The following is a 24,135-nucleotide window of genomic DNA, read 5'->3' as shown; positions in this document are numbered from 1 at the left end:
TCGTCCGTCTCGGCGTTACCAGTCACAAAGGCCCGAGCGCCGTTGCTGGATGGACCGTCACTGATGCGATGGGCCCGCAGGCCGAGGTCTGCTCCACCACGAGCGAGTGCTCACCCGCGGTGAGCGGCGTCCACAGGTAACTTCGTGACCGAGATGGCCGGGATGCCGAAGTACCGATCGAACTGCCACCCGAAGTTCTCGGTCGGCACGATCAAGTCGGAGTCCGAAGCCGATGTGTCGGTTCGGGTTCCGTACCCGCCCGGTCCGAGCACCTGCGACATCGCCTCGGATGCGGCGCGAGCACTGGATCTGCTTCCTCGAACTCACTCGGGCGTGGCGAACGTCGGCCTGCATTCGGCTTTCGAGGTCTACCGCTCCTTCGACCCGTGGGTACAACACAAAGATGCCCTTACCGGTGTTTCCACTGGCAAGGGCATCTGTTGTGCGCCATCAGGGATTCGAACCCCGGACCCGCTGATTAAGAGTCAGCTGCTCTAACCAACTGAGCTAATGGCGCCGATCCGCACCGCGTGTTCTCTGCGGTGCGGGAGAAACATTAACAGCAGATACCGTCAGATGTGAAATCGGCTGGTCGGAGCGCCTGCTGACTCAGTTGAAGATCCGGCGAACCACGAGAACTGCCACCACTGCGCCGACTCCGAGGAGAGTGAACTTCACTGCCGGCTCGTTGAGCTTGGCCACCACGGACTGCTTGGTATTGGCGACGATGTTCTTGGGGCTGGCACGGACGCTCAGCTCGTCCAGGGTGCTGGCGAGCTGATTGCGAGCGGCCTCGATCTCGCGCTCGATCCGGTCGGTGTCCTTGGCCACGTGTCCTCCAACTTGTTGCAAATAGTCTCGGTCGCAGTCGAGCCTAGAGCACGACGACATTTCGATAGTCTCGTGCGGTGACCGAATACAGCAAGCTCGAGCCGGGCGACACCGCTCCGGCGTTCACCCTGCCCGATGCCGACGGCAACGACGTCTCTCTCGCCGACTATGCAGGCAAGAAGGTGATCGTGTACTTCTACCCCGCCGCGAGCACCCCCGGCTGCACCAAGCAGGCCTGCGACTTCCGGGACAGCCTCGCCGAGCTCAACGGAGAAGGCCTGGAAGTCATCGGCATCTCCCCCGACAAGCCAGCCAAGCTCGCCAAGTTCCGCGACAAGGAAGAGCTGACGTTCCCCCTGCTCTCCGACGAGGAGAAGACGACGTTGCAGGCGTGGGGCGCATTCGGGGAGAAGAAGAACTACGGCAAGGTCTACGAGGGCGTCATTCGCTCCACGTTCCTCGTCGACGAGGCAGGCAAGATCGAGGTGGCGCAGTACAACGTCCGGGCCACCGGCCACGTCGCCAAGCTTCGCCGCGATCTAGCTGTCTGAGTCCTCACTGCCGAACCCGGCCAGTCGCTGCAGGAACAACGCCTCGGCGACGGCCATCTTCTCGATTTCCGACGGATCCACGCTCTCGTTGGGAGCGTGGATCCGACACCGAGGTTCCTCGACGCCCATCAGCACGATCTCGGCGTCCGGCAACACCTGAGCCAGCGCGTTGCACAGCGGAATCGACCCACCTTGGCCGGCCGTCCCCATGGGATGCCCGAATGCCTCCGCCAACGCCTCGGACAGCGCCGCATATCCCGGCCCGTCGGTCCCGGCTCGAAACGGCGATCCGATCGCTTCACGCTCGACGGTGACGCGCGCATTCCACGGCGTACGCGCCTCCAGATGAGCCACCAGGGCATCCTGAGCCCGCTGCGGATCCGTTCCAGGCGGTACCCGCAGATTGAGCCGTGCCGACGCACGAGGCGAGATCGCAGCAGCAGACCCCACCACCGGTGGACAGTCGATCCCCAGAATCGTCAGAGCGGGCCGCGCCCACACCGCCTCCGCTACCGAGCCCGAGCCGGCCAGCCCGACGCCGTCGAGTACCCCGGCATCGGCACGGAACTGCTCGGCGTCGTACTGGACCCCGTCCCAGGTCTGCGTTCCGTCCAGACCGTCGACCACGGTGTCTCCCTGCTCGTTCCGCAACGTGGAGAGCACTTGCACCAAGGCTGCGAGCGCATCGGGAGCAGGACCGCCGTACATTCCGGAATGCACCTCTCCTGCAAGCGTTTCCACGTGCACTACTACATTCGCGATACCGCGAAGCGTGGTCGTCACCGTCGGCGATCCCACCTTCGTGTTCCCGGTATCGCCGATGACGACCATGTCTGCGACGAACAATTCGGGTCGCTGCTCCACGAGCGCTTCCAACCCGCCCGTGCCCATCTCTTCCGAACCCTCGCAGATGATGCGCACGCCGACGTCGAGTGACTCCCCCAGTGCCCGTAGCGCCAGCAGATGCATGATCACGTTGCCCTTGCAGTCCGCCGAACCCCGCCCGTACCAACGGCCGTCCCGTTCCGTCAGCTCGAAAGGTTCACTGTTCCACAGTGTTCGGTCACCCGGAGGTTGAACGTCGTAGTGCGAGTACAGCAGAACGGTCGGCGCTCCCGCGCGAGCCGGCCGCGAACCGACGACCGCCAGTGAGCCGTCGACCGTCTCGATCAGTTGGACGTCGGGAATTCCCGCGTCGACGAATGCCCGTTGCACCCACTGCGCCGCACCGGTGCATTCCTCGACCGGAAACTGCCGAGGATCGTGCACCGAGGCGAACCGGACCAACTCTGCCAGCTCCGATTTCGCTCGGGGCATCTGCGATGCGATTGCAGATCGAACGTCGACGGGTCGCGAATCGGCGGGCATGAATCCTCCAAACGAGAAAATGACAGACGGGCCGTAGCCAGTCTGTCATCACTCGTCATACGAACCGTTCACCGTCAGCCGCCGGAGAGCTCCTGATGAATCCACTCACCGGTTTGCTGCCAGTGCCGATCCCACGCTTCCTGTTCGAGCTGTTCGGGCGACTTACCCGGCTCCGGAATGGGAACAGGAACGGTGAACTGCGGAGGGGCCACCGTGGTCGTCGCCGGCTGCGGAGCCGCCACGGCCTGACGTGGCGGATCCTGTGTCACCCAAGGCTCAGTGGTCGGTGCGGGCTCGACAACCGCCCACGGGTCCACTGTCGGGGGACTCGCCTCGGTCGGGGGCGCAATATCCGGTGCCGGTGGAACGACGACCGCAACCGGGTCGGACGTGGTGGGGTCCGCCTGCCGAGTCGCCCCCACCAGATCCGTACCGGCGTCGCGTCGATCGACGCTCTGTTCGGCAGTCGTCTCGGATTCATCCGGCAACGTCGCAGCGACCGCGACACCTGCTGAGAGCACCCCGGCCAGCAGCACTGCGGCGAACACGAGCTTGCGCCCGGAGCCTGCCGACCGGGCCGGCTCGGCCCCGACGACCGACCGCACGGCAGGCACCGGAAGCGGCGCTACCACCCTGTCGACATCCGCGTCCGCCGCTACCTCTGGATCGGACTCCGCGGCCTCGAAGACGGCGATCCGGGCGTCGATCTCGTCCGCTTCCACGACCTCGGTCTCGACAACCTCGACCTGCTCCGGCTCCTCGGTCGCCACCGGCGGTGCGGCCACTGCTGTCGGCTCCTCCTGATGCGCCAGCAGCGCAGCTCCCCGCGCTGCGACCTGGTCCGCATCACCCACGCGCACGACGAGAACGCCGAGCCCGAGGGACAGGATGTCGACCAGGTCTCGACTACTGGACCGGTCGCCGAACAACGCAACGAACTCGGGCTTCTTGCCGGATTGATCGACCACTTCCCACGCCAGGGGGATGGTGCTGCCGATGCGCTCGGGCGACATCGAGTCCAGCGCAGCAGTCTTCGCTGGCGTGATCGAGGCGTCGGCTGCGTCGGCGAGAGAAATGGAGACGCCAGTGTCGCCCATGTAGTACAGAAGGACGGTCTTCGCGTCGGCGAATTCTTTCGAGGTTGCCAGCCAGCCGAGGAACGACTCGGTCACCGACGACAGCACTGCGGGTTCGTCGCCGAGGGCATCCGCGAACTCCGCGCGCTCCTCCTCGGTTCGATACACCACTCCCACTGCGTCCACGTCTTCGTCGAGCGTCGCCGCCTCGCTGCGCATCGTCTCGATCGCGGCGGGGAGAACCGAGGCGGCGTCGGGATCGAGCGGGGTCGTCCGGTCGGCGAGAACCTCGCCCGAGGTCGGCTCCAACAGCACTGTCTGCATCGAGCCAGATTCGATCGCTATACCAATAATTGCCATGGCAGTCTCCCTGTGCTCAGGGTGGAGGCACCCGACCATGAACGTCGTTCAGCGGTTCCGAACGACGATCACCCTGCACGGAATTTGATTCTGTTACCTAAACCATACCTGTTGACGGTTAAATTGGCCGAGATCGGTCTTGGAGTTTGTCACAGTATGAGGATCCGGCGTTTGTAATCGACCCCAGGATTCTTCGAAATCCTAGGCTGGAACCCGCCTGTTCGAGCCAGATGCGCAGCCTGCGGGCGTGACCTCGCGGACCGTTGTGGATATCGAGCACCCGCGCCGGATAGCCTGACCGGGTGGAATCCTCTGCTCGTGCCCAGTCCTCGCGCCGTCTCGACGCCGCGCTCGAGTCGACGGCACAGACTCAGGAGCTCATGCCGCGACGGCGTCCTACCCAGGAACGCAGCCAGCGCAAGTTCGACGCGCTGCTGCAAGCCTCACGCGAGTTGCTCAGTGACGTCGGTTTCGAGTCGTTCACCTGCGAGGAAGTCGCGTCGCGCGCCGAACTCCCGATCGGCACGCTGTACCAGTTCTTCGCCAACAAGTACGTCATCGTCTGCGAGCTCAACCGCCAGGACCTCGTCGGGGTGCAACAGGAGCTGGCCGAGTTCGACGGCGAGGTGCCGTCCCTGGACTGGGTGCGCTTCCTCAACAACTTCGTCGACCACATGGCCGGCATGTGGATGACGGATCCGTCGCGCCGCGAAGTGTGGCTCGCCATGCAGTCGACACCGTCGACCCGCGCAACCGGGGTGATCCACGAGCGGGAGTTCGCCGAGCAGGTCTCGCGCATGCTCGGACCGCTCACTCCGCGCACGCCTCGGCATCGCCGCAACCTCATGGCTCAGGTGCTGGTGCACATCGTCTACTCGATGCTCAACTTCTCCGTGCAGGACGGCCAGAGCCACGAGGACGCCGTCGCCGAGCTCAAACGCATCATGATGGCGTACCTGCTCGTCGCCGAGAAGGAGAGCAGGCGCTCCGGCGGCTCGGCGAGCGACACCGAGCAAGCCTGAGCAACCCGAGCCCGCACAGACGAAAGGCCCGCCCGATCACCTGGATCGGACGGGCCTGACTCGTTGTCGGAGCGAACTCACTCCTCCAGAATGGCCACGGCAGCGGCGATGTCACCGTCGTGCGTCAGCGACAGATGAATCTTCACCGTCGGCAGGAACTCCTGCGCCATCCCGTGCAACTTGATGGACGGCCGGCCCCACGCATCGTTGACGACCTCGATCAGCGGATACGGGTTGTCACCGATCTGCGGCGGCCGAGCGAATCGCGATGTCGCCCATGCCTTCAGCACTGCTTCCTTGGCCGCCCACCGTGCTGCGTAGTGGCGGGTCGGATCGGAACTCTTCGTCGCGGCATGACGGCGCTCGCCCGCGGTGAAGCTGTCGCGGATCATCGTCGTGCCGACCTTCTCCATCTGCTCGGCGAAGTCGGACACCGTCACCAGGTCGAAACCCACTCCCAGGATCGCCATCAGATGGCACCCGGCAGACCGGAGGAGTAGACGTCGTCCTCACCGAGGCGAGCGGACTCGTTCAGCAACACGTTCGCCTCCAGTTCACGTGACGTCTTGGCCGGCGTCCCGTCATGTCCGAGCCGTCGATCGTCGGGCCGCTCGTAGAGGGAGTCTCCCCCCACCATCGCGGAGATCAGCCTGCGCTGACCGGCGATCCGGCGCTCGTTCGCCTTCGCGATGTACTCCGCACGCCGGTCCGCCGGAACGGCCTCGACGAATGCCTGCGGGTGCACCAGGGCGATGAGTCCGGACACGTGGCCGAATCCGAGGGACGTGAGCAGACCTGCCTTGAGCGGCACCGAGTCACCGAAGCGCAGCGGCTCCCGTGCCCACACCAGATGCTCGAACGCGGTCATCTTGTCGTCGACGCAGTCGAGGCTGCGGTTCGGCGGGATGACACCGTTCGCCAGCACCTGGCACAGGCCGATCAGCTGCCAGGCAGCTGCGCCACCCTTCGAGTGTCCGGTGAGGCTCTTCTGCGAGACGACGAACAGCGGAGCGCCGTCGGAACGGCCGATGGCCTTGGCGAGGCGGGTGTGCAATTCCGCCTCGTTGGGGTCGTTGGCTGCGGTGGAGGTGTCGTGCTTGGAGATCACGGCCACGTCGTCTGCGCTGACGCCGAGTGCGTTGAGCGAGAGTGCGAGCGCCGAATCCTTCCCGCCGCGACCGGCACTGAGCGCACCGAGTCCCGGAGCCGGGATGGAGGTGTGCACTCCGTCGCCGTACGACTGTGCGTAGGCCACCACTCCGAGGACCGGCAGGCCCATCTCGAGTGCCAGGTCGCCGCGAGCGAGCAGAATCGTTCCGCCGCCGTGGGATTCGACGAATCCACCGCGCCTGCGGTCGTTCGCCCGCGAGAACCGCCGATCGCTGATGCCCTTGGCGGTCATCGCTGCCGAGTCCGCCGTGGCCGACATGTCACCGAAGCCGATGATGCCTTCGTTGCTCAGGTCGTCGAAGCCGCCGGCGACCACGAGCTGCGCCTTGCCCAGCTTGATCTTGTCGACGCCTTCCTCGACGGAGACGGCCGCGGTGGCGCAGGCGGCGACGGGGTGAACCATCGCGCCGTAGCTACCGATGTACGACTGGACCACGTGCGCAGCAACGACATTCGGCAGAGCCTCCTGCAGGATGTCGTTCGCACGAGCATCACCGAGCAGGGTGTCGATGTACAGCGAGCGCATGGACTCCATGCCGCCCATGCCGGTGCCCTGTGTGTTGGCCACCAGCGTGGGGTGCACCCAGCGCATCAATTCCGACGGGTTGAAGCCCGAGGAGATGAACGCGTCGACCGTGGTGACGATGTTCCACAGTGCGACACGGTCGACCGAGCTGGCCATGTCGGGCGAGATGCCCCACTTGGTCGGATCGAATCCGGTCGGAATCTGCCCACCGACGGTGCGAGTGAGCTTCATCTTGCGCGGGACACGAATCTCGGTGCCCGCCTTTCGGGTGACCTGCCAGTCGCTCGAATCCGGGACCGGCGTGATCAGCGTGTGCTCGGGATCCGCTGCTGCGAACGACCGGGCATCGATCTCGGTTCCGACCACGAATGTCAGGTCGTTGTCGAGGAAGATCGAGGTCATCAGCGGAGCGGTGTTGCCGACCATCGCGCCGTCGTCGCCGTAGGTGCGGATGCCGCACTTCTCGACCACGATGTCGTGGTACTTGTCGGCGATGTCCTCCTCGGGCACCAGGTCACCGGACTCGATGTCGTACCAACCCGGCTTGGGATCGTTCTCCCAGGCGATCAGGCCGGTGTTCCACGCGAGTTCGAGAACGCCTGCGGCAGAGAGCTGCTCGTCGACCTCCATCTCGAAGCGTGTACGTGCCGAACCGTACGGTCCGAGCTCGCCGGCACCGACGATGACGACGAGGTCCTTCGGGTCGACATCGAGTGTCGGCCACGCCGGAGCGGTGGTCGTCGTCGACAGCCGCGGCGGTGCGGGCAGTGCTGCGATAACCGAACTGTCCACGACCTCTTCGGTCTTCTCGGCCGCGGCCGCAGCTGCGTCTCGAGCGAGTTCGACGAGGTTGAGCTTGGTGTTGGCCAGCCCGCCCGTGAGATCGGCGACGATCGGCTCCTGCGCAGCCTGTCGGCGAGCGGCAGGCGTGCACAGTTCGAGCAGCTCGGTCGCCATCTCGTCGGTGGACCAGGTGCGCACACCCTCGGCCTCGACGGCCTCGACGATGGGATCGTTGCCACCCATCAGGCCGGTTCCGCGTACCCACCCGATGTGAGCGTGGGCGATGGACACCCGCTCGGCCCAGTTCTTCTCCGAGCCCCACTTGGCGACAACAGCATCGAGTGCAGCCTTCGACTCACCGTAGGCACCGTCGCCACCGAACATTCCGCGGTTCGGCGATCCCGGCAGCACCACGTGCAGGTGGGTGTCGATGTCGGTGTCGTGACCGACCTTGGACAGTCCGCCGATCAACCGTTCGACCGACCAGAGCAGCACGCGCATTTCCATCTCGGCGCGAGCTCCGGCGTCGGACATCTCGCCCATGACCCGCGGTGCGGCGAACGGGAACAGCATAGTCGGCGTCGCTGCGGCCTTGACCAGGGTCTTCGCGCCACCGGCAGTGTCGACGAAGTCGCTGCCGATCCACTCGATGAGCGCATCGACGTCGGTGTACGACGCGATGTTGGCCGGAACCACCCACAGCGATGCTCCGCTGCGTGCGTTGTCGCGGTAGAGGCTGCGGTAGAAGCCGAGTCGCTCGTCGTCGAGCCTGGAGGTGGTGACGAAGACCGTCGCTCCGCCGGCCAGCAGCTTGGCTGTCACCGCAGCTGCGATGGACCCCTTGCTGCCGCCGGTGACCACTGCGACCTCGTCGGACCACTGACCCTTGTCCTCGGATGCGACCGCAATATCCGCGATGCGTCCGAAGGTCTCGGCGAGCACGGTCTTGTTCTCGTGGTCGGCCTTGGCCTTCCACCACTGTGCCTGCGACGCAACGGCATTGCCTGCGCCGGCGAAGGACTCGACCGAAATGTCGCCTGCGGTACCGAGCCACAACCGGGCCAGATCCTCACGCGCGGTTGCCCATCGGTCGTCGATCAGGACGGCGCGCTTGGCGTCGAACGCCGGGGCGACGAGGCGAGGCCAGTCGGATCCCAGCTCGGCCGAAACCAGCTCGACCAGAGCGGCATCGGGATCCTCGGCCAGCACTGCGTTGGGAGCATCGGCGAGTCCGAGCTGCTCGAGTACCAGCCGGGCTGCGGAGGCGAGGACGCCGTCGCGGCCGGTGATGTGCTCGGTGAACTCACCGAGAGCAGCAGCGTCGACGGTTCCGCCGGCCCCGCCGCCTGCCTGCGGCATCGAGACTGCGACGCCGCGGCGTGCGGCCACCGCGGCCACGGCCGCGTCGATGACGTTGTCGACTGCGTTGCCGTCGGCGAGAGCGCCGTCGGCCAGGCCGCCGAGTGCGCCACCACGAACCGAGGCACCGTCACGGGTACCGAGAGCGACCTCGGCGGTGACGTGGTGCGCCCAGCCGTCGCCCAGTTCCCAGGTCTTCTTGACGCGATCGGCGATCGAGGCCGGGCGTCGACCCGAGGGGCCGAAGACCTTGCGGAGGTGGTCGTTGATGGAGTCGCTGAGCACCGGACCGAACGGCTTGTAGGTACGAGCCAGCTTGTTCACCGTGCCCGAGAGCGCACCCATGTCGGCATCGGCTGCGCCGTCGATGGCACCGAGCGAGAGCTCGGAACCGAGGTCGACGAGCAGCTGGTTACGACGCGAGGACACGCCGTCGCACAGTGCCTCGATGGTGTCGGCGGGCCCGATTTGATCGAGCTGCAGCTTGGTCCACAGACCGATGAGGATCTTGGTCGCATCGGCCGCGACGAACGCGATGTCGTCCGGACGAGGTCCGCCGGACGGTGCTGCGGCCGGAGCGGGCGCGGGTGCCGCGGCAGGGGCCGAAGCTGCTGCCGGAGCAGCGGCCTCCACCGGTGCCGACTCTTCCTCGTCGGCCGGAGCCGGGTCGGTGTCGGTGCCGTAGATGATCGCAGCCTCGCGCTCGAGGTTCAGTACCTCGACCGGGTGGCCGAAGCGGCCCGGCAGCTTGAGGGTCTGCGACGCGAGGTTCGCCACGGTCGGAGTTGCACCGAGGCCGATCTCGACGAAGCGCTCGACGCCCATGCCACCGTCGGACTCGTCTGCGAACAGCAGGTCCTGGGTCTCGATCCAGCGCACCGGGCTGGCGAACTGCCAAGCAAGCAGCTCGGTCAGAATCACGCGGCACAGGTCGCTCGGCCGAGCAGCCCACGAATCGAACTCCGCGAGAACGGCGTTCAGCGGCTCGGACGGAACCAGATCGGCGATCTCCTGAACGAACTCGCGCTCGAGCGAGAACGGCTTGGGCACCAGGTTCGGGATGTAGCGACCCACCAGGATCGCCGGATCGATCTGCTCGGGGAGCAGAGTCTGGAGGCGATTGCGGAAGTCGTCGACTCCGCCACGTAGCACCGTGGAGTGGAACGGCACGTCGATGCCGGGAACCATGATGTAGGCGGCCTTGCCACCGAACTCGGCACGGCGGATCGCGATCTTCTTCTCCAGCTCGCCGAGGCCGGCAACCGTGCCTGCGATGGCGTACTGCGAGCCGCGCAGGTTGAGGTTGACGATCTCGAGGAATTCACCGGATTCTGCCGCGACACCGGCGACGAAGCCCTGTACGTCCTCGTCGGCCAGGCCGATCTGCGACGGGCGGATCGCTGCCATGCGGTAGTCACTGCGGCCGCTGGCATCACGCGGAACGAGCGCGTGCATGGCCGATCCACGCTGGAAGACGACCTCGAGGACGGCTTCGAGCGGGAGCACGCCGGCTACGGCTGCGAGGGCGTTGTACTCACCGACGGAGTGGCCGGCGAGGATCGAGTTCTCCACGAACGCACCGGATTCACGCAGTTCGGCCACCTGTGCGACGCCGAGAACGGCCATCGCGACCTGGGTGAACTGGGTCAGGTGCAGCACACCGTCAGGATGCTTGTGCGTGACGCCCCGCGCCCTGAGCGACGTCGGGTTGTCGCGTACCACAGCGAGAATGGAGAAGCCGAGCGCGCTGCGGGTGTGCTTGTCGGCACGCTCCCACACCTCACGTGCGGCCTTCGAGCGAGACCGTGCGTCCAGGCCCATGCCCGCACGCTGGATGCCCTGGCCCGGGAAGGCGTAGACGGTCTTCGGCGGCGCGGTGCGAGCGGTGGCGACCATGACCAGTTCTCCTGCGACACGGCAGGAGACCTCGATCAGTTCGGCACCCTGATCGAATCCGGTGCGGTCGACGCGAACGTCGATCTCGGCTCCGGGTCGAACCATGCCGAGGAAGCGTGCGGTCCATGCGGTGAGGCGACGCGGCGGAGTCTTGGTGTCCGCGTGGTCGACTGCGGTGACCGTCTGCTGGGCAGCGGCCGAGAGCCACATGCCGTGCACGATCGGGCTGCCGAGACCGGCGAGCAGAGCCGCGGCGTCGGAGGTGTGAATCGGGTTGTGGTCGCCCGAGACCTGAGCGAACGCGGCCATGTTGCGAGGGGCGACGATGGTGGCCTGACGACGGCGACGACGCGGGGTGTCCTGTGCGTCGGCGCTCACCGAGCCACCGGCGCGAGCCGGGTCGACGAGCTCGCCCTTGCCGGTGCGTCCGCGAATGGCGAAGCGCTCCACCAGAGTTGCGACGGCGGGAGCGTCGAGCCCCTCACCGAGCATGGCACCGATCTCGACGGTGACCTCGACGACGCGGCCGAGATCGGTGTCGAGCACCTCTCCGGCCGCGGCCTTGACCACGAGAATGGAGGTGTCGGTGGGCAATTCGCCGACCAGGGCGACGCTGTGATCGAGGTGCACCAGGTCGAGCATGCCTTCGATGACGTCGATGCCTTCGGCGTTGCGAGTGGCACCCAGGACGGCGAAGACGGCGGGCCAGCAGGCACCGACGAGGACGTCGGGAACGGCCTTGCCACTGACGGTCAGCGAGTCCGGCAGTCCGGATCCGGTGACGCCTGCGTGGTCGGCGATCAGATCGGGGATCCACGCGATGTTCAGCCGGGCAACGCCGCTCTTGACAGCCGGAAGTTCCTGGCCTGCAGCAACTCCGAGCAGAGCCGACATGGCCTGCTGGGCGTCCTGTGCGGTGACGACGGGCGCGCCGCCGTCGATCGTCGAGGCCGGAACCGTCAGGCGGATGCGAACTTCCTTGCCCGGAGCGAGCGGAACCAGCAGCTCCACGTGCTCGGAATCGAGCACGGTGAGCGACGAGCCGGTCTGCGGGTGCGCCGCGACGGTCTCGGATTCCACGGTCCAGTCGGCCGGATCACCCAAGCGTGCAACGGGATTCTGCGTCATGCGAGAGGCCCAGGTGACGTCGGGAGCAGCCAGCACGATACCCAGCAGTCCGGGTGCGATGTCGGCGTGGCGACGGCTGGCGACGGCCGTGGGCTCGATGCCCTCGGCGAGCAGCTGATCTGCGGTGGCCTTCTCGAAGCGATCGAGCAGCTCGCCCACGGGCTCGTCGACGCGAGTGATGCCCGCGACGGCGACGGTACCGGGGATGATGCAGACCTGATCGGCCGAGTAGCGGGCGTCGTGTGCCTGCCACAGCGAGTCACTGCGCCACCAACGACGCACATCGCCGTCGACGACGGGGACGAAGTTGACCGGCTTGCCGGGCATGCGGCACAGCGAGGTGAAGAAGGTGATGTCGGCCGGGTGCAGAACCACGTCGGCGGCGTCGGGGAACTGTGCGAGCAGTGACTTCAGTGCGGCGCGTGGGCGTTCGAGAACCTCGGCGTCGGCGAACAGGGTGGGGATGGGTCCGCGATCGACCGGATGCAGGCGAGCCTCGGCACGCTGCAGCATCTCCAGGAAGCGTGTCCGCCAGGTGATGTCGAGCCATACGGATTCGCGTGCCTCGGTCACGGCATCGGTGAACTCGCCGCCGCAGTCGAATTCGCTGCGCGAGTCGGTTCCGACGGCCAGGTCGAGGTAGCGAACGAGCCACTGCTGGTACGTCATGTCGGCGACGTCACCGAAGAAGGGCTTCGCGGTGCCGTCGAGTGCGGCGATGATCTCGTCACGACGCTCGGCCACGGCGTCGGCGTTGCCGGCGACCTCGTCGAGCAGTCGGCCGCACCGAGATGCCGCATTGTCGATCTCGTGGATGTCGGCACCGAGCTGGCTTCGGCCCGAGGCCATTCCGCCGGTGGCGGTACCGGCACCGACCCAGTCGGGGGTTCCGGGGGTGTCGACCAGAAGCTGCTTGACCTCGGGAGCCGTCGTGGCCTCCAGGGTCGCCATCGCTGCGGTGCCGACGAGGATTCCGTCGAGCGGCATCTTCGGGTAGCCGTGCACGGCCGACCAGGTACCGGTGAGGTATTCCGCTGCCCGCTCGGGGGTGCCGATGCCGCCGCCGACGCAGACGACGAGGTTGGGCCGTGAGCGCAGCTCGGCGTAAGTGGTCAGCAGCAGGTCGTCGAGGTCCTCCCACGAGTGGTGTCCGCCTGCGCGGCCACCCTCGATGTGAACGTTGACCTGGTAGGACGGAACCTCGTTGGCGATGCGGATGACGGCGCGAATCTGCGCGACGGTGCCGGGCTTGAACGAGACGTAGCTGATTCCGGCCTCGGACAGCTCTTCGATGAGAGCCACGGCCTCGTCGAGCTCAGGGATGCCTGCGGTGACGACGACGCCGTCGATGGCCGCACCCGCTGCGCGAGCGCGCTGCACGATGCGGCGTCCGCCGAGCTGCAGCTTCCACAGGTACGGGTCGAGGAAGAGAGAGTTGAACTGGATGGCGCGGCCGGGCTCGAGGAGGGTGGAGAGCTCGGCGACACGATCGGTGAAGATGTCCTCGGTGACCTGGCCGCCACCGGCCAGCTCGGCCCAGTGGCCTGCATTGGCGGCTGCGGCAACGATCTTCGCGTCGACCGTCGTCGGCGTCATGCCTGCGAGCAGGATCGGCGAACGTCCGGTCATCTTGGTGAACGAGGTCTCGACCACGACTCGGCCGTCGGGCAGCGTGACCGGCGTGGGGGCGTAGGCAGACCATGCGGGCTGGACCTCGGGAGCAGCTCCCGGGGTGAGCAGGTTGCGGTGGCCTCCGCGTGAGGACGCGGCGATGATGCCGACGCCCTGTCCGCGCAGCGCCGGAGTGGTCATGCGGGTGAGCAGGTCGCCCGGACCGAGGTCGAGAATCCAGTCGGCACCGGCGTCGACGACACCGTCGATGGCGTCGACCCAATCGACGGAGTCCACGAGGATCTTCTGCGCGAGGTCGCGTGCGAGCTCGACATCGAGTCCACAACGCTGTGCCCAGGCGCTGACGAGTTCGACAGCGTCTGCCAGGGCGGGATGATGGAAACCGATCTCGACGGGAAGCTGCTCGAAGACCGGGGCGAACACGGCACCGCCACGCTTCTTGGCGTCGCGGTCGCGCTCTTCCTCGGCAGCGATCTGCTCGCACTTCTCCTGCACGCGGGCCAGCTGGGCGGGAGGTCCCGAGAGCACGACGCGACGGCGGCCGTTGCGGATGGCGAGGGCTGCGGATCGCTCCGGCGCTCCGGCGATCGCGAGTTCGGCGATGATCGACTGCAATCGTGCGGGTTCGACGTTGGCAACCGAGACCATCGGCGCGCGGTCTCCGGCACCGATGATGCCGCGGCGGCGGCCGACGAGACCTGCAGCGGCACCCACGAGCTGGGCGATCGCGAGGAAGCTCGCGTCCTTCGCGCCGTCCGCTGCGACGGATTCGGCGGCGATGAGACCCTGCGAGTGTCCGACGACCTTGACCGGCGGGGTCTGGGCGGGATCGAGTCCCTGCAACTTCAGTGCGCGCAGTGCCGCGACCTGGGTGAGGAACACTCCGGGCAGCGAGACGGCAGCGGAGGTCAGTGCAGCCTCGGAGGGTCCGTACGAGCCGGCGGTGTCGTCGTCGGCGAGGTCCTGTTCGAGCATCCAGCCGATCGGGTCGAAGCCGACCGAGCGTACGACCAGCAGCTCGTCGGCAACGGGTGCGAGAGTGACTGCAGCCTCGTTGACGAGATCGGTCAGTTCGGGTTCGAGCGCGGAGTCGCGAGCCAGTTCTTCGAGGGAGCTGAGCCACGGTGCACCCTGGCCACCGAAGGCCAGTGCGTACGGCTCGCCCGCGGCGAAACGATCTGCCAGAGTCCGAGAGCCGCCATTGCTTCTAGGGGATTTGTCTGCGTTGCCGGTGCTTCGCGAACCTCGTCCGTGTGATGGTGTGCTCTCGTTGATCGTCAAGGCTGAAGATTCCTCTCGTGGACGCCTCGGGGGTCGGGGCGTTCGCTGTGATGACTGCCCTGGCGCGTCGTGGGCAACAGGGGCGAAGCGGTGAGCCGGTCCTCGTCGACAGGTCTTCTCCGCGCTGCTCAAGGTTGACACAAAATCATGAGGAAATCCTCAGGTTTGCTCGGACGTCCGAGTGCTACCAGCGAGTACGTCGCTCGAACCGGCTTTACTTTTTGTTTACCCGACTCGTCGGTAACCCACATCCACGCTGGCGAGAGCATCGGGCGCGACGTCAGAACATGAGGAAAGCCTCGCATTTTTCGTTATCTTTTCGTGATGTGATCTCGAGCACAGACGAGCGCCACGCGACCTTGTCGGTGCGGTCCTCTACCTTGTGCGAACGAGCCGCTCATCGCCGAGAGCGGTCCACGAACTCCGGGGGGAATTCATGTATTCATCGGTAACGGACATCTGCACCGTGGACGAACTCGACGCGATGATTCTGCACATCGAATCGCATGTGCCGCAATCGCGTTCGCCGCACTGGACACCGGGATGGCGCGGCGAGAGCGAGGCGGCGTTGCTGGATGCAATCTTCTCCGCACGGGCTGCGTACGGGGGCCCGACCAGCGGGGTCCGCGCGGTGGTCCAACGATGGAGATCGCATCGCGGCGATAACCGACTCGACGACTTGACAACCCTCGCCGAACTGACCACTACTCCGGATCTACCCGTGGAGATTCTGTCCAACCGTCAACTGGTTCCGGGAAACAGTCGAACCAAGGCAGCTGCTGCAGCCGTGGCGGCACAGACGTTGATCTCGGTGGGGTTGAGCTGTTCGACCGACTTCGAGCAGCACACGAAAGAACAATTCGAGGCGTTCCGCGCGATCCCCGGTCTCGGCGAGACCACCTGGGAGTGCATGCTCGTCAATCTCGGCGTGCGTACCGACAAGGCGACCGCCCATTCGAACTCGTTCGTCGCCGACGCTCTCGAACCCCTCCACCGGAACCTCGCCGCCGGAATCGCCGAGGACCGCTCCCCCGTGATCCTCACAGCGGCAGCGAACGCACTCGGCACCGATCTCGCCTCGCTCGAGCATGCCGTCTGGCGATACCAGCACAAATCACGCAAGCCGAAGCAGCGTCACTCCGAAGCGGAACTGCGATCGGCAGCCTGACCGCGAGACACCAGTGCCTCCACGCCGTCGAGAATGCACTCCAACCCGAACCGGTAGGCGTGCACGGGGTCGCTGGCGGCGTCGTACGACGTCGCCGCGGCCGTCCCGATCCGAGACGACACCGGAAATCGTTCGCGCTCCATGACCCGTTCGAGGATCGGCGCGGTAGCCGCCCACCACTGGGCGTCGGACATGCCCGACTGTTCCTTGACACGCGCCACGCCGGCGAGGGCTCGCGCGGTTCCGGAGACGTGAGTGAGTACCAGCGTGAGAACGGAGTCGATCTCGACGTCGCTCAGGCCGATGCCGACCAGGGGACGCAACTCGGCCTCGTATTTGTCGTTGGTGTGCGGACCGAGCACGGGGCGTGCACCCTCCGCTCCGAGGAGCCACGAATGCCGTTGGTACAGAGTCCAATTGCGCTCGGCGACGAAGTGCATCGCGGGACGCCATCCGCCGGCTACGGAGGACGGCTCGTCGACGCGAGAGTAGAGACCTGCAAGCGCTCGATCGATCATCAGATCGGCCAGGTCCTCCCGACCCGGCACATGCGTGTAGAGCGACATCGCGCCGACCCCGAGATGCTCGGCCACGTTCCGCATCGATACCGACTCGAGGCCGTTCGCATCGGCCAGTTCGATGGCGGCGTCGACGATCGCATCCACGCTCAGTCCGGTGCGACTCGGCTTGGCGTCGACTCGCCACAGCAGCCCGAGGGTCCGGGCCGGGTCGAAGGGGACGTCCTTTTTCGATGCCACTCGCCGAGTGTAGCGGGGGCCGTACGGTGTACACCTGCAACGTTCGCCCGCACCGATGACGGTGACCACCCAGGTTGTAGACTTCATCGGCACGCGCGAGTGGCGGAATTGGCAGACGCGCTGGATTTAGGTTCCAGTGTCTTCGGACGTGGGGGTTCAAGTCCCCCCTCGCGCACGACGGTCGTTCGACCCGGATTTTCTCGAGACTTCTGCAGGTTCCGACGTGTGAAGGCGGCTCGAATGTCCAGCAACCCCGACGACGACGCGATCTTCGCCGAGATTTCCGACGAACGACGTTCTCTCGCAACGACTCTCGAGACTCTCACTCCCGAACAATGGGACACACCCTCGCTGTGCGAGGCCTGGACGGTCCGCGACGTCGCCGCCCATCTGGTGGTGCCGCTGATCGTCCCGCTCTGGCAGTTCGGACTGGTCATGGTGCGTACGCGCGGCAACTTCGACCGCGCCAATCAACTGATGACCACGCGCGTTCGTCGCGAGCACGAGGACGACTTGCCCGCCTTGCTCACCGCTCACGCAGACAAGAAATTCACCCCGCCCGGCCACGGTCCGCTCGCCCCCTTGTCCGACGTCATCGTGCACGGACTCGACGTGTGCAGGCCGCTGGGCATCGAACACCACGTCCCCGAGCAACGCATGATCACCATGCTCGACTCCCTGGTACCCGCAACCGGCGCGGCACCGTTCAAAGGCCCCGAACTTCGGCTGCAATGGCGCGCGACCGATCTCGACTGGAGCCGTGGCGAGGGCCCGGTCATCGAAGGAACGGCCGGCACCCTGGCACTGGTTCTGACCGGACGGAGCAGCGCTCTCACCGACGTGACCGGGCCAGGGGCCGAGCAACTCGCCCAGGCACGGGCCAACCGTCGTCGGGCATGAGTCGCACCCGAGCCGTCCATGGTGAGAATCACCGCCGGGCCGCAGCACGCGACTACCTCCAGTAGTAGTACCTCCGGTACCGTCGAAGGGTGACTTCTTCCCGCCCGAACCGTCGGCCAGCACTGATTGCGCTGGTCATCGTGTCCGCGGCGGTGTGCCTGGGACTCGGCTGGTGGCAGTGGGAACGCTTCGAGGCAGTAGGCGGCAACGGTCAGAACCTCGGATACGCGTTCCAATGGCCCCTGTTCGCAGTGTTCGTGGTCTACGCCTACCGCAAGTTCGTCCGCCTCGAGGACGAGGACTCCGACGAGGCGGCTGCAGTGCGGCCCGACGGACCCACCGAGGTGCCCCTCGACCTGCTCCCCCAGCGGCAGGCCCCGGCGGCCGACGCCAGGGACCTCGACGATCCCGAAGCCAGGCAACTGCTCGAATACAACAGCTACCTCGCGGAGCTGAACGAATCCCGCGGGACCGACAGGAGCACCACGTGAGTTCGGCACCGGACAAGACGCAGGCGTCTGCGAACAAGACCCAGAAGATCGCTTCCGCGTTGCTGCGCTATCGCGTTCTGGCCTACGCCACGGGAATCTGGCTGCTCGTTCTCGTGACCGAGATGGTCGCCAAGTACGTTTTCAAGGTCGAGAACGTGCCCAATTGGATTGCCGTCGTGCACGGTTGGGTCTACCTCGTGTACCTCGTGCTCACGGTGGATCTCGCCATCAAGGTGCGGTGGCCCGCCGCCCGCACGATCGGCACACTGCTCGCCGGGACCATCCCGTTCCTGTCCTTCTACGTCGAGCACAAGCGCACCAAGCAGGTCAAAGCCGACTTCGGCGTCTGACGTCAGCAGTCGACCGGCTGCGCGTTCTCCGGATCCAATGCGTTCTGCACCAGCCGCTGAGCCAGCGGATCGTACGAGATTCCCGTGTGCTCGACGACGTTGGCCGGGCACAGGTCCTGCAACACCACGTTGGTGTTTCCCGCGCCGCTGAGCAGCGAGGCCGTGTACGGAACCACGATCTGGTCGTACCGGGTGACGATGGTGGTGTAGTCGATACCCGAGACGGTGTCGCTGCCCTCGTTCAGACGCTCGAGCACGTCGTCCTGCGTGGGCGGGCCCGCCGTCGGGTGGTTCGGTGGAGACAACGCCACGATCCGTGCCACCGTGTGGTCTCCGCCGAGGAAGCGGGCGTAGTAGCGCGGCACGGTGCCGCCCTTCGAGTGCCCCACGATCGACACCTTCTGCGCGCCCGTCGCCTCCAGTACGGAATCGACGAACATCGACAATTCCGCGGCACTCTCGGGAATGGGTTCGAGCGCACCGAACGCCCGAACCGGCCCGGTGTTGCCGTAGTCGATGGCGAACACGCAGTACCCGGCCTCGGCCAGCGTCGGCGACAGCGATGCCCAGTTGTCGTAGGAATTCTCCAGGAATCCGTGCACCAGCACCACCGGCTCGGGATGCTGCGCGCTCGGAACACACGAGAAATTGTTCGCGCCCGGAGGCGTCACGCCAGGATGCGCGATCGAATAGGCGAGAGCCTCGGCGAAGGAGCCGGCCGCGGGTGCCGCGTCGGCCGGGGTGCCCGCCAGGCACAGTGCGGCTGCGGCGGCGAACACAACCGATGTCCGCATCGAAACGGTTCGCATAGCCACGAGCTACCGCCCCGCCAGCTCGCCGAGGCTCGGAACGAGCATGCGAAGCGCGCGACCACGATGCGAGGCGGCGTCCTTCTCCTCCGGGCTCAGCTGCGCGGCGCTGCGGCCGTCGCCCTCGGGCACGAAGATGGGGTCGTAGCCGAAGCCGTTCTCCCCCATTGGCTCTCGGCCCACTACCCCGCGCCATTCGCCCCGGACCACCGTCTCGGTGCCGCCCGGAATCACCAGGGCACACGCCGAGACGAATGCGGCTCCGCGACGCTCGTCCGGGGTGTCACTCAACTGCGCCAGAACCAGTGCGGTGTTGGCCTCGTCCTGCCCGTGCGTACCGGACCAGCGCGCCGAGAGCACCCCGGGCATCGCGTTCAGGGCATCGATCTCGATCCCGGAATCGTCTGCCACACAAGGCATTCCGGTGGCCGCCGCGCCGTCACGCGCCTTGGCGAGCGCATTCTCCTCGAAGGTCGCTCCGGTCTCGGGAGCCTCCGGGAACGGCGGCACCTCGTCCAGGCCCACCAGTTCGATTCCGGCCACTCCGGCGGCGTCGAGCACCCGCCGGAGTTCGCGCAATTTCTTCGCGTTCCGGCTCGCTACCAGAAGCTTCGAGTCAGGCACCGAACTTCTTCTTCGAATCCGCGGCTGCAGGCTCGGGCAGTTCGCCCGGATACGGCAACGCCAAGGCTTCCTTCTGCACCTCGAACAATTTCTCGATACCGACGAATGCGGAGTCGAGCAACTTGTCGAGTGTGGTGCGCGGGAACGTCGCGCCCTCCCCGGTTCCCTGGATTTCCACCAGCGTGCCGGTGTCGGTGGCGACGACGTTCATGTCGACCTCGGCGCGCGAATCTTCTTCGTAGGGCAGATCGAGGCGCACTCGGCCGTCGACGACGCCGACGCTGACCGCGGCGATCATGCACGAGATCGGCTGCGGATCGGCCAGTCGTCCCGCGGCGCGCAGATAGGTGACTGCATCGTTGAGAGCGACGAACGCACCGGTCACGGCCGCGGTGCGGGTACCACCGTCGGCTTGGAGGACATCGCAGTCGAGAGCGATGGTGTTCTCGCCGATCGCAGCGAGATCGATGCAAGCTCGCAGTGAGCGTCCGACCAATCGAGAGATTTCCTGGGTGCGGCCGCCGACCTTGCCCTTGACGGACTCGCGGCCGTTACGGGTGTGGGTTGCAGCGGGGAGCATCGCGTATTCGGCGGTGAGCCAGCCGAGACCGGATCCCTTTCGCCAGCGCGGCACACCCTCCTCGACACTGGCCGTGCACATCACCCTGGTGTTGCCGAACTCGACCAGCACCGACCCTGCCGGGTGGCTGGTGAATCCGCGGGTGATCTTGATGGTGCGGAGCTCGTCGTCCGCCCTGCCGTCTTCTCGTCTGGACACGACTCGAAGCCTAGCGCGTCGTCAGACGGTGAAGACGTCCCCTGGTAGTACCGCGTGCACCGGTCCGCTGAACTCTGCCTTCGCCTCGGCGATGACATCCTCCCGTGAGGTCCACGGTGGAATATGTGTGAGCAGCAGCTCCCCCACCCCTGCATCTCGCGCGATTCGGCCGGCCTCGGTTCCGGACAGGTGCACTCCCTCCGGCCGCTCGGGACTGTCGGTCCAGGACGCCTCGCACAGGAACACGTCGGCTCCGTCCGCCAGTTCTCGCACCGCCTGACACATTCCCGTGTCTCCGCTGTACGCGAACGTGCGGCCTTGCGCGGTGGTGACGCGCATGCCGTAGGACTCCGGCGGATGGAACACCTGCCGAGCCAGAATCGACAACTTTCCGAACTCCACGGTGCGGCCGTCCACCCAGCGACGCAGGTCGATGGTGTCCGACATGTCGTCGATCTGCCCACCGCACTCGGCCGAGGCGACGCCGAGCCGGAACGCCGTGTCCTTCGGTCCGTAGACGATCGCTCGTCCCTCCGGCGGAGTGGGATGGTAGCGCCGCCACACCAGCAGCCCCGGAACGTCGAGGCAGTGATCGGCATGCAGATGTGAGAGCAGAACACTCACATCTCCCGGATCGGCGTAGCGCTGCAATGCCCCGAGGATGCCGGGACCGAAGTCGAGGACGACCGGGGAGGTCTCCTCTTCTTCCAGCAAGTAGCCCGACGCGGGCGAATCGGGTCCGGACACACTGCCCGAACATCCCAGGACGGTAATTCGCATGAAAGCCATGCTGCCACGCCGAGCGCATCGCTCGAAACGTTCGGGCAGTATTCACAGCGCGAGTCGGCGAAATTCACCGCAGGCGACAGGTGTGTCCGTAGTTACCCAGCGCCTACGGAGTGGGCCGGTCGAGCGACTTCATCCGCGCCCGCTCGGCCCGCGCATCGGCGGACAACAGTCGAGCGGCAACCACTCCGCCCACCGCGCCGAACAGATGTCCCTGCCACGAGACGTTCGGCTCGCTCGGAAGGATGCCCCACAGGGCGCTGCCGTACAGGACGAACACTACGACGCCGATCGCGAGTTGGCCGAGTCTGCGGGTGAAGAAGCCGCGGACGAGCAGGTAGGCGATGAAGCCGAAAATCAGGATCGAGGCACCGATCGTATTGGTGTACGAAGAGGCCGTGAGCCAGGTACCGAACCCACCGACCACCCAGATGATCCCGGTGGCCGCCAGCCCACGCGTCAGTCCGGACAGCAGCACCAGAAACCCGAGTACGACGATGGGCACGGTGTTCGCGATCAGATGCTGCCAGTCGTCGTGCAGCACGGGCGCGAACAGAATGCCCCACAACCCCTCGACCGAGCGCGGCTCGATGCCGTTGCGTTCGAGTCTCGATCCGCTGGCCACATCGATGAACTCGATGACCCACAGCAGCACCGTGAATGCTCCCACCAGCATGGCGGCCTGCATCCAGACCGGCCGCTCACGCTGGGCAGGACGGTTACTGATCTCGCTCATGATCGCCTCCGAATTCGGTCCCACCACGGTACCGGGCAGAGGTGACACGCCCGAGTCCCTCAGACTCCCGAGCCACCGAACGCGGACGTGAAGATCTGGCGATACGTAGGAATGCCGGCCACCGAGGTGGCGTCGAGCAGGGCCCGGACGATGGCGCGCTCGACGACGATCGCCGCGGCCTCGGTGACCGCGGCCAGTACCGGGAGTTCCACCGAGAACGCGGCGGGTACCGAGGACTCCGGGCCGACGGGTCTGGTGCCGGTGGACACGGCGAAGATCGTGTCGCCGTCGAGTGGGGAATGTGCCGGTCGAACCGCACGCGCCAGACCGTCGTGACCGGCGACGGCAATCCTCTTGCACGACGCCGACGACAGCGCAGCATCGGTGGCGACAACACCGATCGTGGTGTTGAGCGCTGTGCCCTTGGGTTCGAGCGCCAGCGCGGTCCACACCTCGTTGACGTCGGGTTTGCGCATACCGAATGCTGAGGGTCCGAGCGTGCCGGTTCCCCACAACAGCCCCGTGCGCGGATCGAACACGGCCCCCACCGGATTGGCCACCATCAGTGCCGCCACGGTGACTCCGTCGGCAGGGCCACCCTCGATCACCGTGCTGGCGGTACCGACGCCGCCCTTGAGCACTCCGGCGCGAGCACCGACTCCTGCTCCGACCGATCCGGTCTCGAATTCGGTTGCTGCTGCGGCGGCAGCGAGGTAACCGAACTCCGCCGTCGGACGTGCCGCCCAGTCGCCTACCGGGAGATCGAAGATCACTGCGGCCGGCACGATCGGAACGACATGATCGGGACTGCCCATCGGAATGCCCTGGCCGTGCTCTTCCAGCCATCGCATGACGCCGTCCGCGGCCGCCAGCCCGTAGGCACTGCCCGCGGTCAGCAGAATCGCGTTGACGTGCTGCACGGAATGGCTCGGATCGAGCAGATCGGTTTCGCGCGTTCCCGGCCCGCCGCCGCGGACGTCGACTGCGGCCGTCGCTCCACCGAGTGCGCGCACCACGGTGGCACCGGTGGCCGAACCGGACCCCATCGTGGCGTCGTCGTCGAGGTCGTGATGATGGCCGACCAGCAGACCTGTCACATCGGTCAGGCTGTCCCGTGGTCCGGGTGTCTGGAATGCAGCGGTCACGCGCGCGTCCTAGGGAATGAGGACCTGCACGAGAGAATCCTGCATCCAGGTCAGCCAGTGATACACGTCGAGATGCGGAGCGCGAGGATCACCCTCGTCGAGGACGTCGGGCGTGTCCGCGCTGATCCCCAGCGTCGTGCCGAGCGCCAGCCTCACGTCGTTGAGACCGGTCAACCATGCGTCCGCCTGCTCCTGGGTCAGCACGATCTTGCCACCCGACTCGGGAACAGTGGCCAGGATCATCGATCCGGCAGCCAATTTCTCGTCGATGATCTCGGGCTCGTGAAGTCCTCGGAGAGCCCCGTTGAGATCGGTCGGATCCTCCTCGTCGCGGTCGGGATCGGCGCGATGGAAGTCCGGCAGCAGCCGGGCCAGCGCGGCATCCTCGGGCGGACTGTTGTGGCCGGTCCGCAGACCGGTCAGCGCTGCGAGCTCGTCGGTGGGAGCGGCGGCGGAACGGTCACGCAGCAAGCCGAGAACCGAGCCGACGAGAGACCGAAGCACGGCAGCCTCACGCGCATCGATCTCGGATTTTATCTTGACCCCGGACAACGAATTCCGTCTCGTCCACGTGCGCACTGTTGCTGATGTCCTTCACTGACGAAGA

20 protein-coding genes and 2 tRNA genes are annotated in these 24,135 nt (G+C 66.3%); 7 read left to right on the top strand and 15 right to left on the bottom strand.

The window, feature by feature from the left end; translation table 11 throughout:
* Nucleotides 1-110: 110 nt before the first annotated feature.
* From CH273_RS27845 to CH273_RS24595, 3 genes are all read right to left on the bottom strand, one after another.
* The gene (locus CH273_RS27845) at nt 111-281 is read right to left on the bottom strand and encodes a hypothetical protein (protein ID WP_155290792.1); all 171 of its coding nucleotides are present in this window, start codon (nt 279-281) and stop codon (nt 111-113) included.
* A 162-nt stretch (nt 282-443) separates the two neighbouring features.
* A tRNA-Lys gene (locus tag CH273_RS24600) sits at nt 444-517 on the bottom strand.
* A gap of 92 nt (nt 518-609) precedes the next feature.
* Nucleotides 610-831 (bottom strand): DUF3618 domain-containing protein, encoded by a 222-nt coding sequence (locus tag CH273_RS24595; RefSeq protein WP_032375974.1) that lies wholly within the window; start codon nt 829-831, stop codon nt 610-612.
* Between the two features lie 77 nt (nt 832-908).
* On the opposite strand from CH273_RS24595, the gene bcp reads away from it, so the two are divergent.
* Nucleotides 909-1,382, top strand: a complete 474-nt coding sequence (gene bcp / locus CH273_RS24590; protein ID WP_032375973.1) for a thioredoxin-dependent thiol peroxidase — start codon at nt 909-911, stop codon at nt 1,380-1,382.
* Here bcp and CH273_RS24585 read toward each other — a convergent pair.
* Nucleotides 1,371-2,750: a dipeptidase gene (locus CH273_RS24585; RefSeq protein ID WP_032394652.1), complete on the bottom strand. Its 1,380-nt coding sequence runs from the start codon at nt 2,748-2,750 to the stop codon at nt 1,371-1,373. The two genes, bcp and CH273_RS24585, sit on opposite strands and share 12 nt — an antisense overlap.
* 74 nt (nt 2,751-2,824) lie before the next feature.
* Nucleotides 2,825-4,186 carry a hypothetical protein gene (locus tag CH273_RS24580; RefSeq protein ID WP_230596674.1) on the bottom strand — a complete coding sequence of 454 codons (1,362 nt, stop codon included), beginning with the start codon at nt 4,184-4,186 and terminating at the stop codon, nt 2,825-2,827.
* A 380-nt stretch (nt 4,187-4,566) separates the two neighbouring features.
* Here CH273_RS24580 and CH273_RS24575 point away from each other — a divergent pair, with 380 nt between their 5' ends.
* On the top strand, nt 4,567-5,208 hold the full coding sequence (locus CH273_RS24575) for a TetR/AcrR family transcriptional regulator (protein WP_371828362.1): 642 nt from the start codon (nt 4,567-4,569) through the stop codon (nt 5,206-5,208).
* Between the two features lie 77 nt (nt 5,209-5,285).
* Here CH273_RS24575 and acpS read toward each other — a convergent pair whose 3' ends face one another.
* Nucleotides 5,286-5,678, bottom strand: a complete 393-nt coding sequence (gene acpS / locus CH273_RS24570; protein ID WP_008715184.1) for a holo-ACP synthase AcpS — start codon at nt 5,676-5,678, stop codon at nt 5,286-5,288.
* Nucleotides 5,678-14,983 carry a type I polyketide synthase gene (locus CH273_RS24565; protein ID WP_032394655.1) on the bottom strand — a complete coding sequence of 3,102 codons (9,306 nt, stop codon included), beginning with the start codon at nt 14,981-14,983 and terminating at the stop codon, nt 5,678-5,680. The genes acpS and CH273_RS24565 overlap by 1 nt, the downstream gene beginning before the upstream one ends.
* A 436-nt stretch (nt 14,984-15,419) precedes the next feature.
* Here CH273_RS24565 and CH273_RS24560 point away from each other — a divergent pair, with 436 nt between their 5' ends.
* Nucleotides 15,420-16,151: a hypothetical protein gene (locus tag CH273_RS24560; RefSeq protein WP_143546266.1), complete on the top strand. Its 732-nt coding sequence runs from the start codon at nt 15,420-15,422 to the stop codon at nt 16,149-16,151.
* On the opposite strand, the gene CH273_RS24555 is transcribed toward CH273_RS24560, so the two are convergent.
* Entirely contained in the window at nt 16,118-16,909 is a 792-nt protein-coding gene (locus tag CH273_RS24555) for a TetR/AcrR family transcriptional regulator (RefSeq protein WP_032394806.1), read from the bottom strand. The genes CH273_RS24560 and CH273_RS24555 overlap by 34 nt on opposite strands.
* A gap of 93 nt (nt 16,910-17,002) precedes the next feature.
* Here CH273_RS24555 and CH273_RS24550 point away from each other — a divergent pair.
* The 4 genes from CH273_RS24550 to CH273_RS24535 all read left to right on the top strand — a co-directional run bounded on the left by CH273_RS24550 (nt 17,003) and on the right by CH273_RS24535 (nt 18,650).
* Nucleotides 17,003-17,084 (top strand) — tRNA-Leu (locus CH273_RS24550).
* Nucleotides 17,085-17,149: 65 nt separating this feature from the next.
* A complete protein-coding gene (locus CH273_RS24545) occupies nt 17,150-17,809 on the top strand; it encodes a maleylpyruvate isomerase family mycothiol-dependent enzyme (RefSeq protein ID WP_032394807.1) in 660 nt (219 codons plus the stop codon).
* An 89-nt stretch (nt 17,810-17,898) separates the two neighbouring features.
* Nucleotides 17,899-18,300 carry a glucitol operon activator gene (locus tag CH273_RS24540; protein ID WP_032394656.1) on the top strand — a complete coding sequence of 134 codons (402 nt, stop codon included), beginning with the start codon at nt 17,899-17,901 and terminating at the stop codon, nt 18,298-18,300.
* On the top strand, nt 18,297-18,650 hold the full coding sequence (locus CH273_RS24535) for a DUF3817 domain-containing protein (protein ID WP_032394657.1): 354 nt from the start codon (nt 18,297-18,299) through the stop codon (nt 18,648-18,650). The genes CH273_RS24540 and CH273_RS24535 overlap by 4 nt, the downstream gene beginning before the upstream one ends.
* Nucleotides 18,651-18,652: 2 nt before the next feature.
* Here CH273_RS24535 and CH273_RS24530 read toward each other — a convergent pair whose 3' ends face one another.
* The 7 genes from CH273_RS24530 to aosR form a co-directional block, all read right to left on the bottom strand.
* On the bottom strand, nt 18,653-19,459 hold the full coding sequence (locus tag CH273_RS24530; protein WP_032394658.1) for an esterase/lipase family protein: 807 nt from the start codon (nt 19,457-19,459) through the stop codon (nt 18,653-18,655).
* Between the two features lie 9 nt (nt 19,460-19,468).
* Complete coding sequence (gene rdgB, locus CH273_RS24525; RefSeq protein WP_032394659.1) at nt 19,469-20,083, bottom strand: RdgB/HAM1 family non-canonical purine NTP pyrophosphatase; 615 nt, start codon at nt 20,081-20,083, stop codon at nt 19,469-19,471.
* Nucleotides 20,076-20,861 (bottom strand): ribonuclease PH, encoded by a 786-nt coding sequence (rph, locus tag CH273_RS24520; protein ID WP_032394660.1) that lies wholly within the window; start codon nt 20,859-20,861, stop codon nt 20,076-20,078. Before rph ends, rdgB begins: the two co-directional genes overlap by 8 nt.
* A 21-nt stretch (nt 20,862-20,882) precedes the next feature.
* Entirely contained in the window at nt 20,883-21,641 is a 759-nt protein-coding gene (locus CH273_RS24515) for a cyclic nucleotide-degrading phosphodiesterase (RefSeq protein WP_176459274.1), read from the bottom strand.
* A gap of 112 nt (nt 21,642-21,753) precedes the next feature.
* Nucleotides 21,754-22,383, bottom strand: a complete 630-nt coding sequence (locus CH273_RS24510; RefSeq protein ID WP_032394809.1) for a rhomboid family intramembrane serine protease — start codon at nt 22,381-22,383, stop codon at nt 21,754-21,756.
* Between the two features lie 59 nt (nt 22,384-22,442).
* Nucleotides 22,443-23,528 carry a P1 family peptidase gene (locus CH273_RS24505; protein ID WP_032394661.1) on the bottom strand — a complete coding sequence of 362 codons (1,086 nt, stop codon included), beginning with the start codon at nt 23,526-23,528 and terminating at the stop codon, nt 22,443-22,445.
* A 9-nt stretch (nt 23,529-23,537) separates the two neighbouring features.
* Nucleotides 23,538-24,107, bottom strand: coding sequence for an oxidative stress transcriptional regulator AosR (aosR, locus tag CH273_RS24500; protein WP_032394662.1), 570 nt, complete (start codon nt 24,105-24,107; stop codon nt 23,538-23,540).
* Nucleotides 24,108-24,135: the final 28 nt, after the last annotated feature.

Source organism: Rhodococcus sp. 05-339-2 (genome assembly GCF_002258965.1).
In the GTDB taxonomy this organism is placed as follows: domain Bacteria; phylum Actinomycetota; class Actinomycetes; order Mycobacteriales; family Mycobacteriaceae; genus Rhodococcoides.
The sequence above is the reverse complement of the archived record's forward strand: the minus strand, read 5'-3'. Positions and strand labels throughout refer to the sequence as shown.

Coding starts and splice junctions, on each gene's coding strand:
- CH273_RS27845 (WP_155290792.1), bottom strand. CDS start 281: ATGTCGCAGGTGCTCGGACCGGGCGGGTACGGAACCCGAACCGACACA.
- CH273_RS24585 (WP_032394652.1), bottom strand. CDS start 2,750: ATGCCCGCCGATTCGCGACCCGTCGACGTTCGATCTGCAATCGCATCG.
- CH273_RS24580 (WP_230596674.1), bottom strand. CDS start 4,186: ATGGCAATTATTGGTATAGCGATCGAATCTGGCTCGATGCAGACAGTG.
- CH273_RS24575 (WP_371828362.1), top strand. CDS start 4,567: ATGCCGCGACGGCGTCCTACCCAGGAACGCAGCCAGCGCAAGTTCGAC.
- acpS (WP_008715184.1), bottom strand. CDS start 5,678: ATGGCGATCCTGGGAGTGGGTTTCGACCTGGTGACGGTGTCCGACTTC.
- CH273_RS24560 (WP_143546266.1), top strand. CDS start 15,420: ATGTATTCATCGGTAACGGACATCTGCACCGTGGACGAACTCGACGCG.
- CH273_RS24545 (WP_032394807.1), top strand. CDS start 17,150: ATGTCCAGCAACCCCGACGACGACGCGATCTTCGCCGAGATTTCCGAC.
- CH273_RS24530 (WP_032394658.1), bottom strand. CDS start 19,459: ATGCGAACCGTTTCGATGCGGACATCGGTTGTGTTCGCCGCCGCAGCC.
- CH273_RS24515 (WP_176459274.1), bottom strand. CDS start 21,641: ATGCGAATTACCGTCCTGGGATGTTCGGGCAGTGTGTCCGGACCCGAT.
- CH273_RS24510 (WP_032394809.1), bottom strand. CDS start 22,383: ATGAGCGAGATCAGTAACCGTCCTGCCCAGCGTGAGCGGCCGGTCTGG.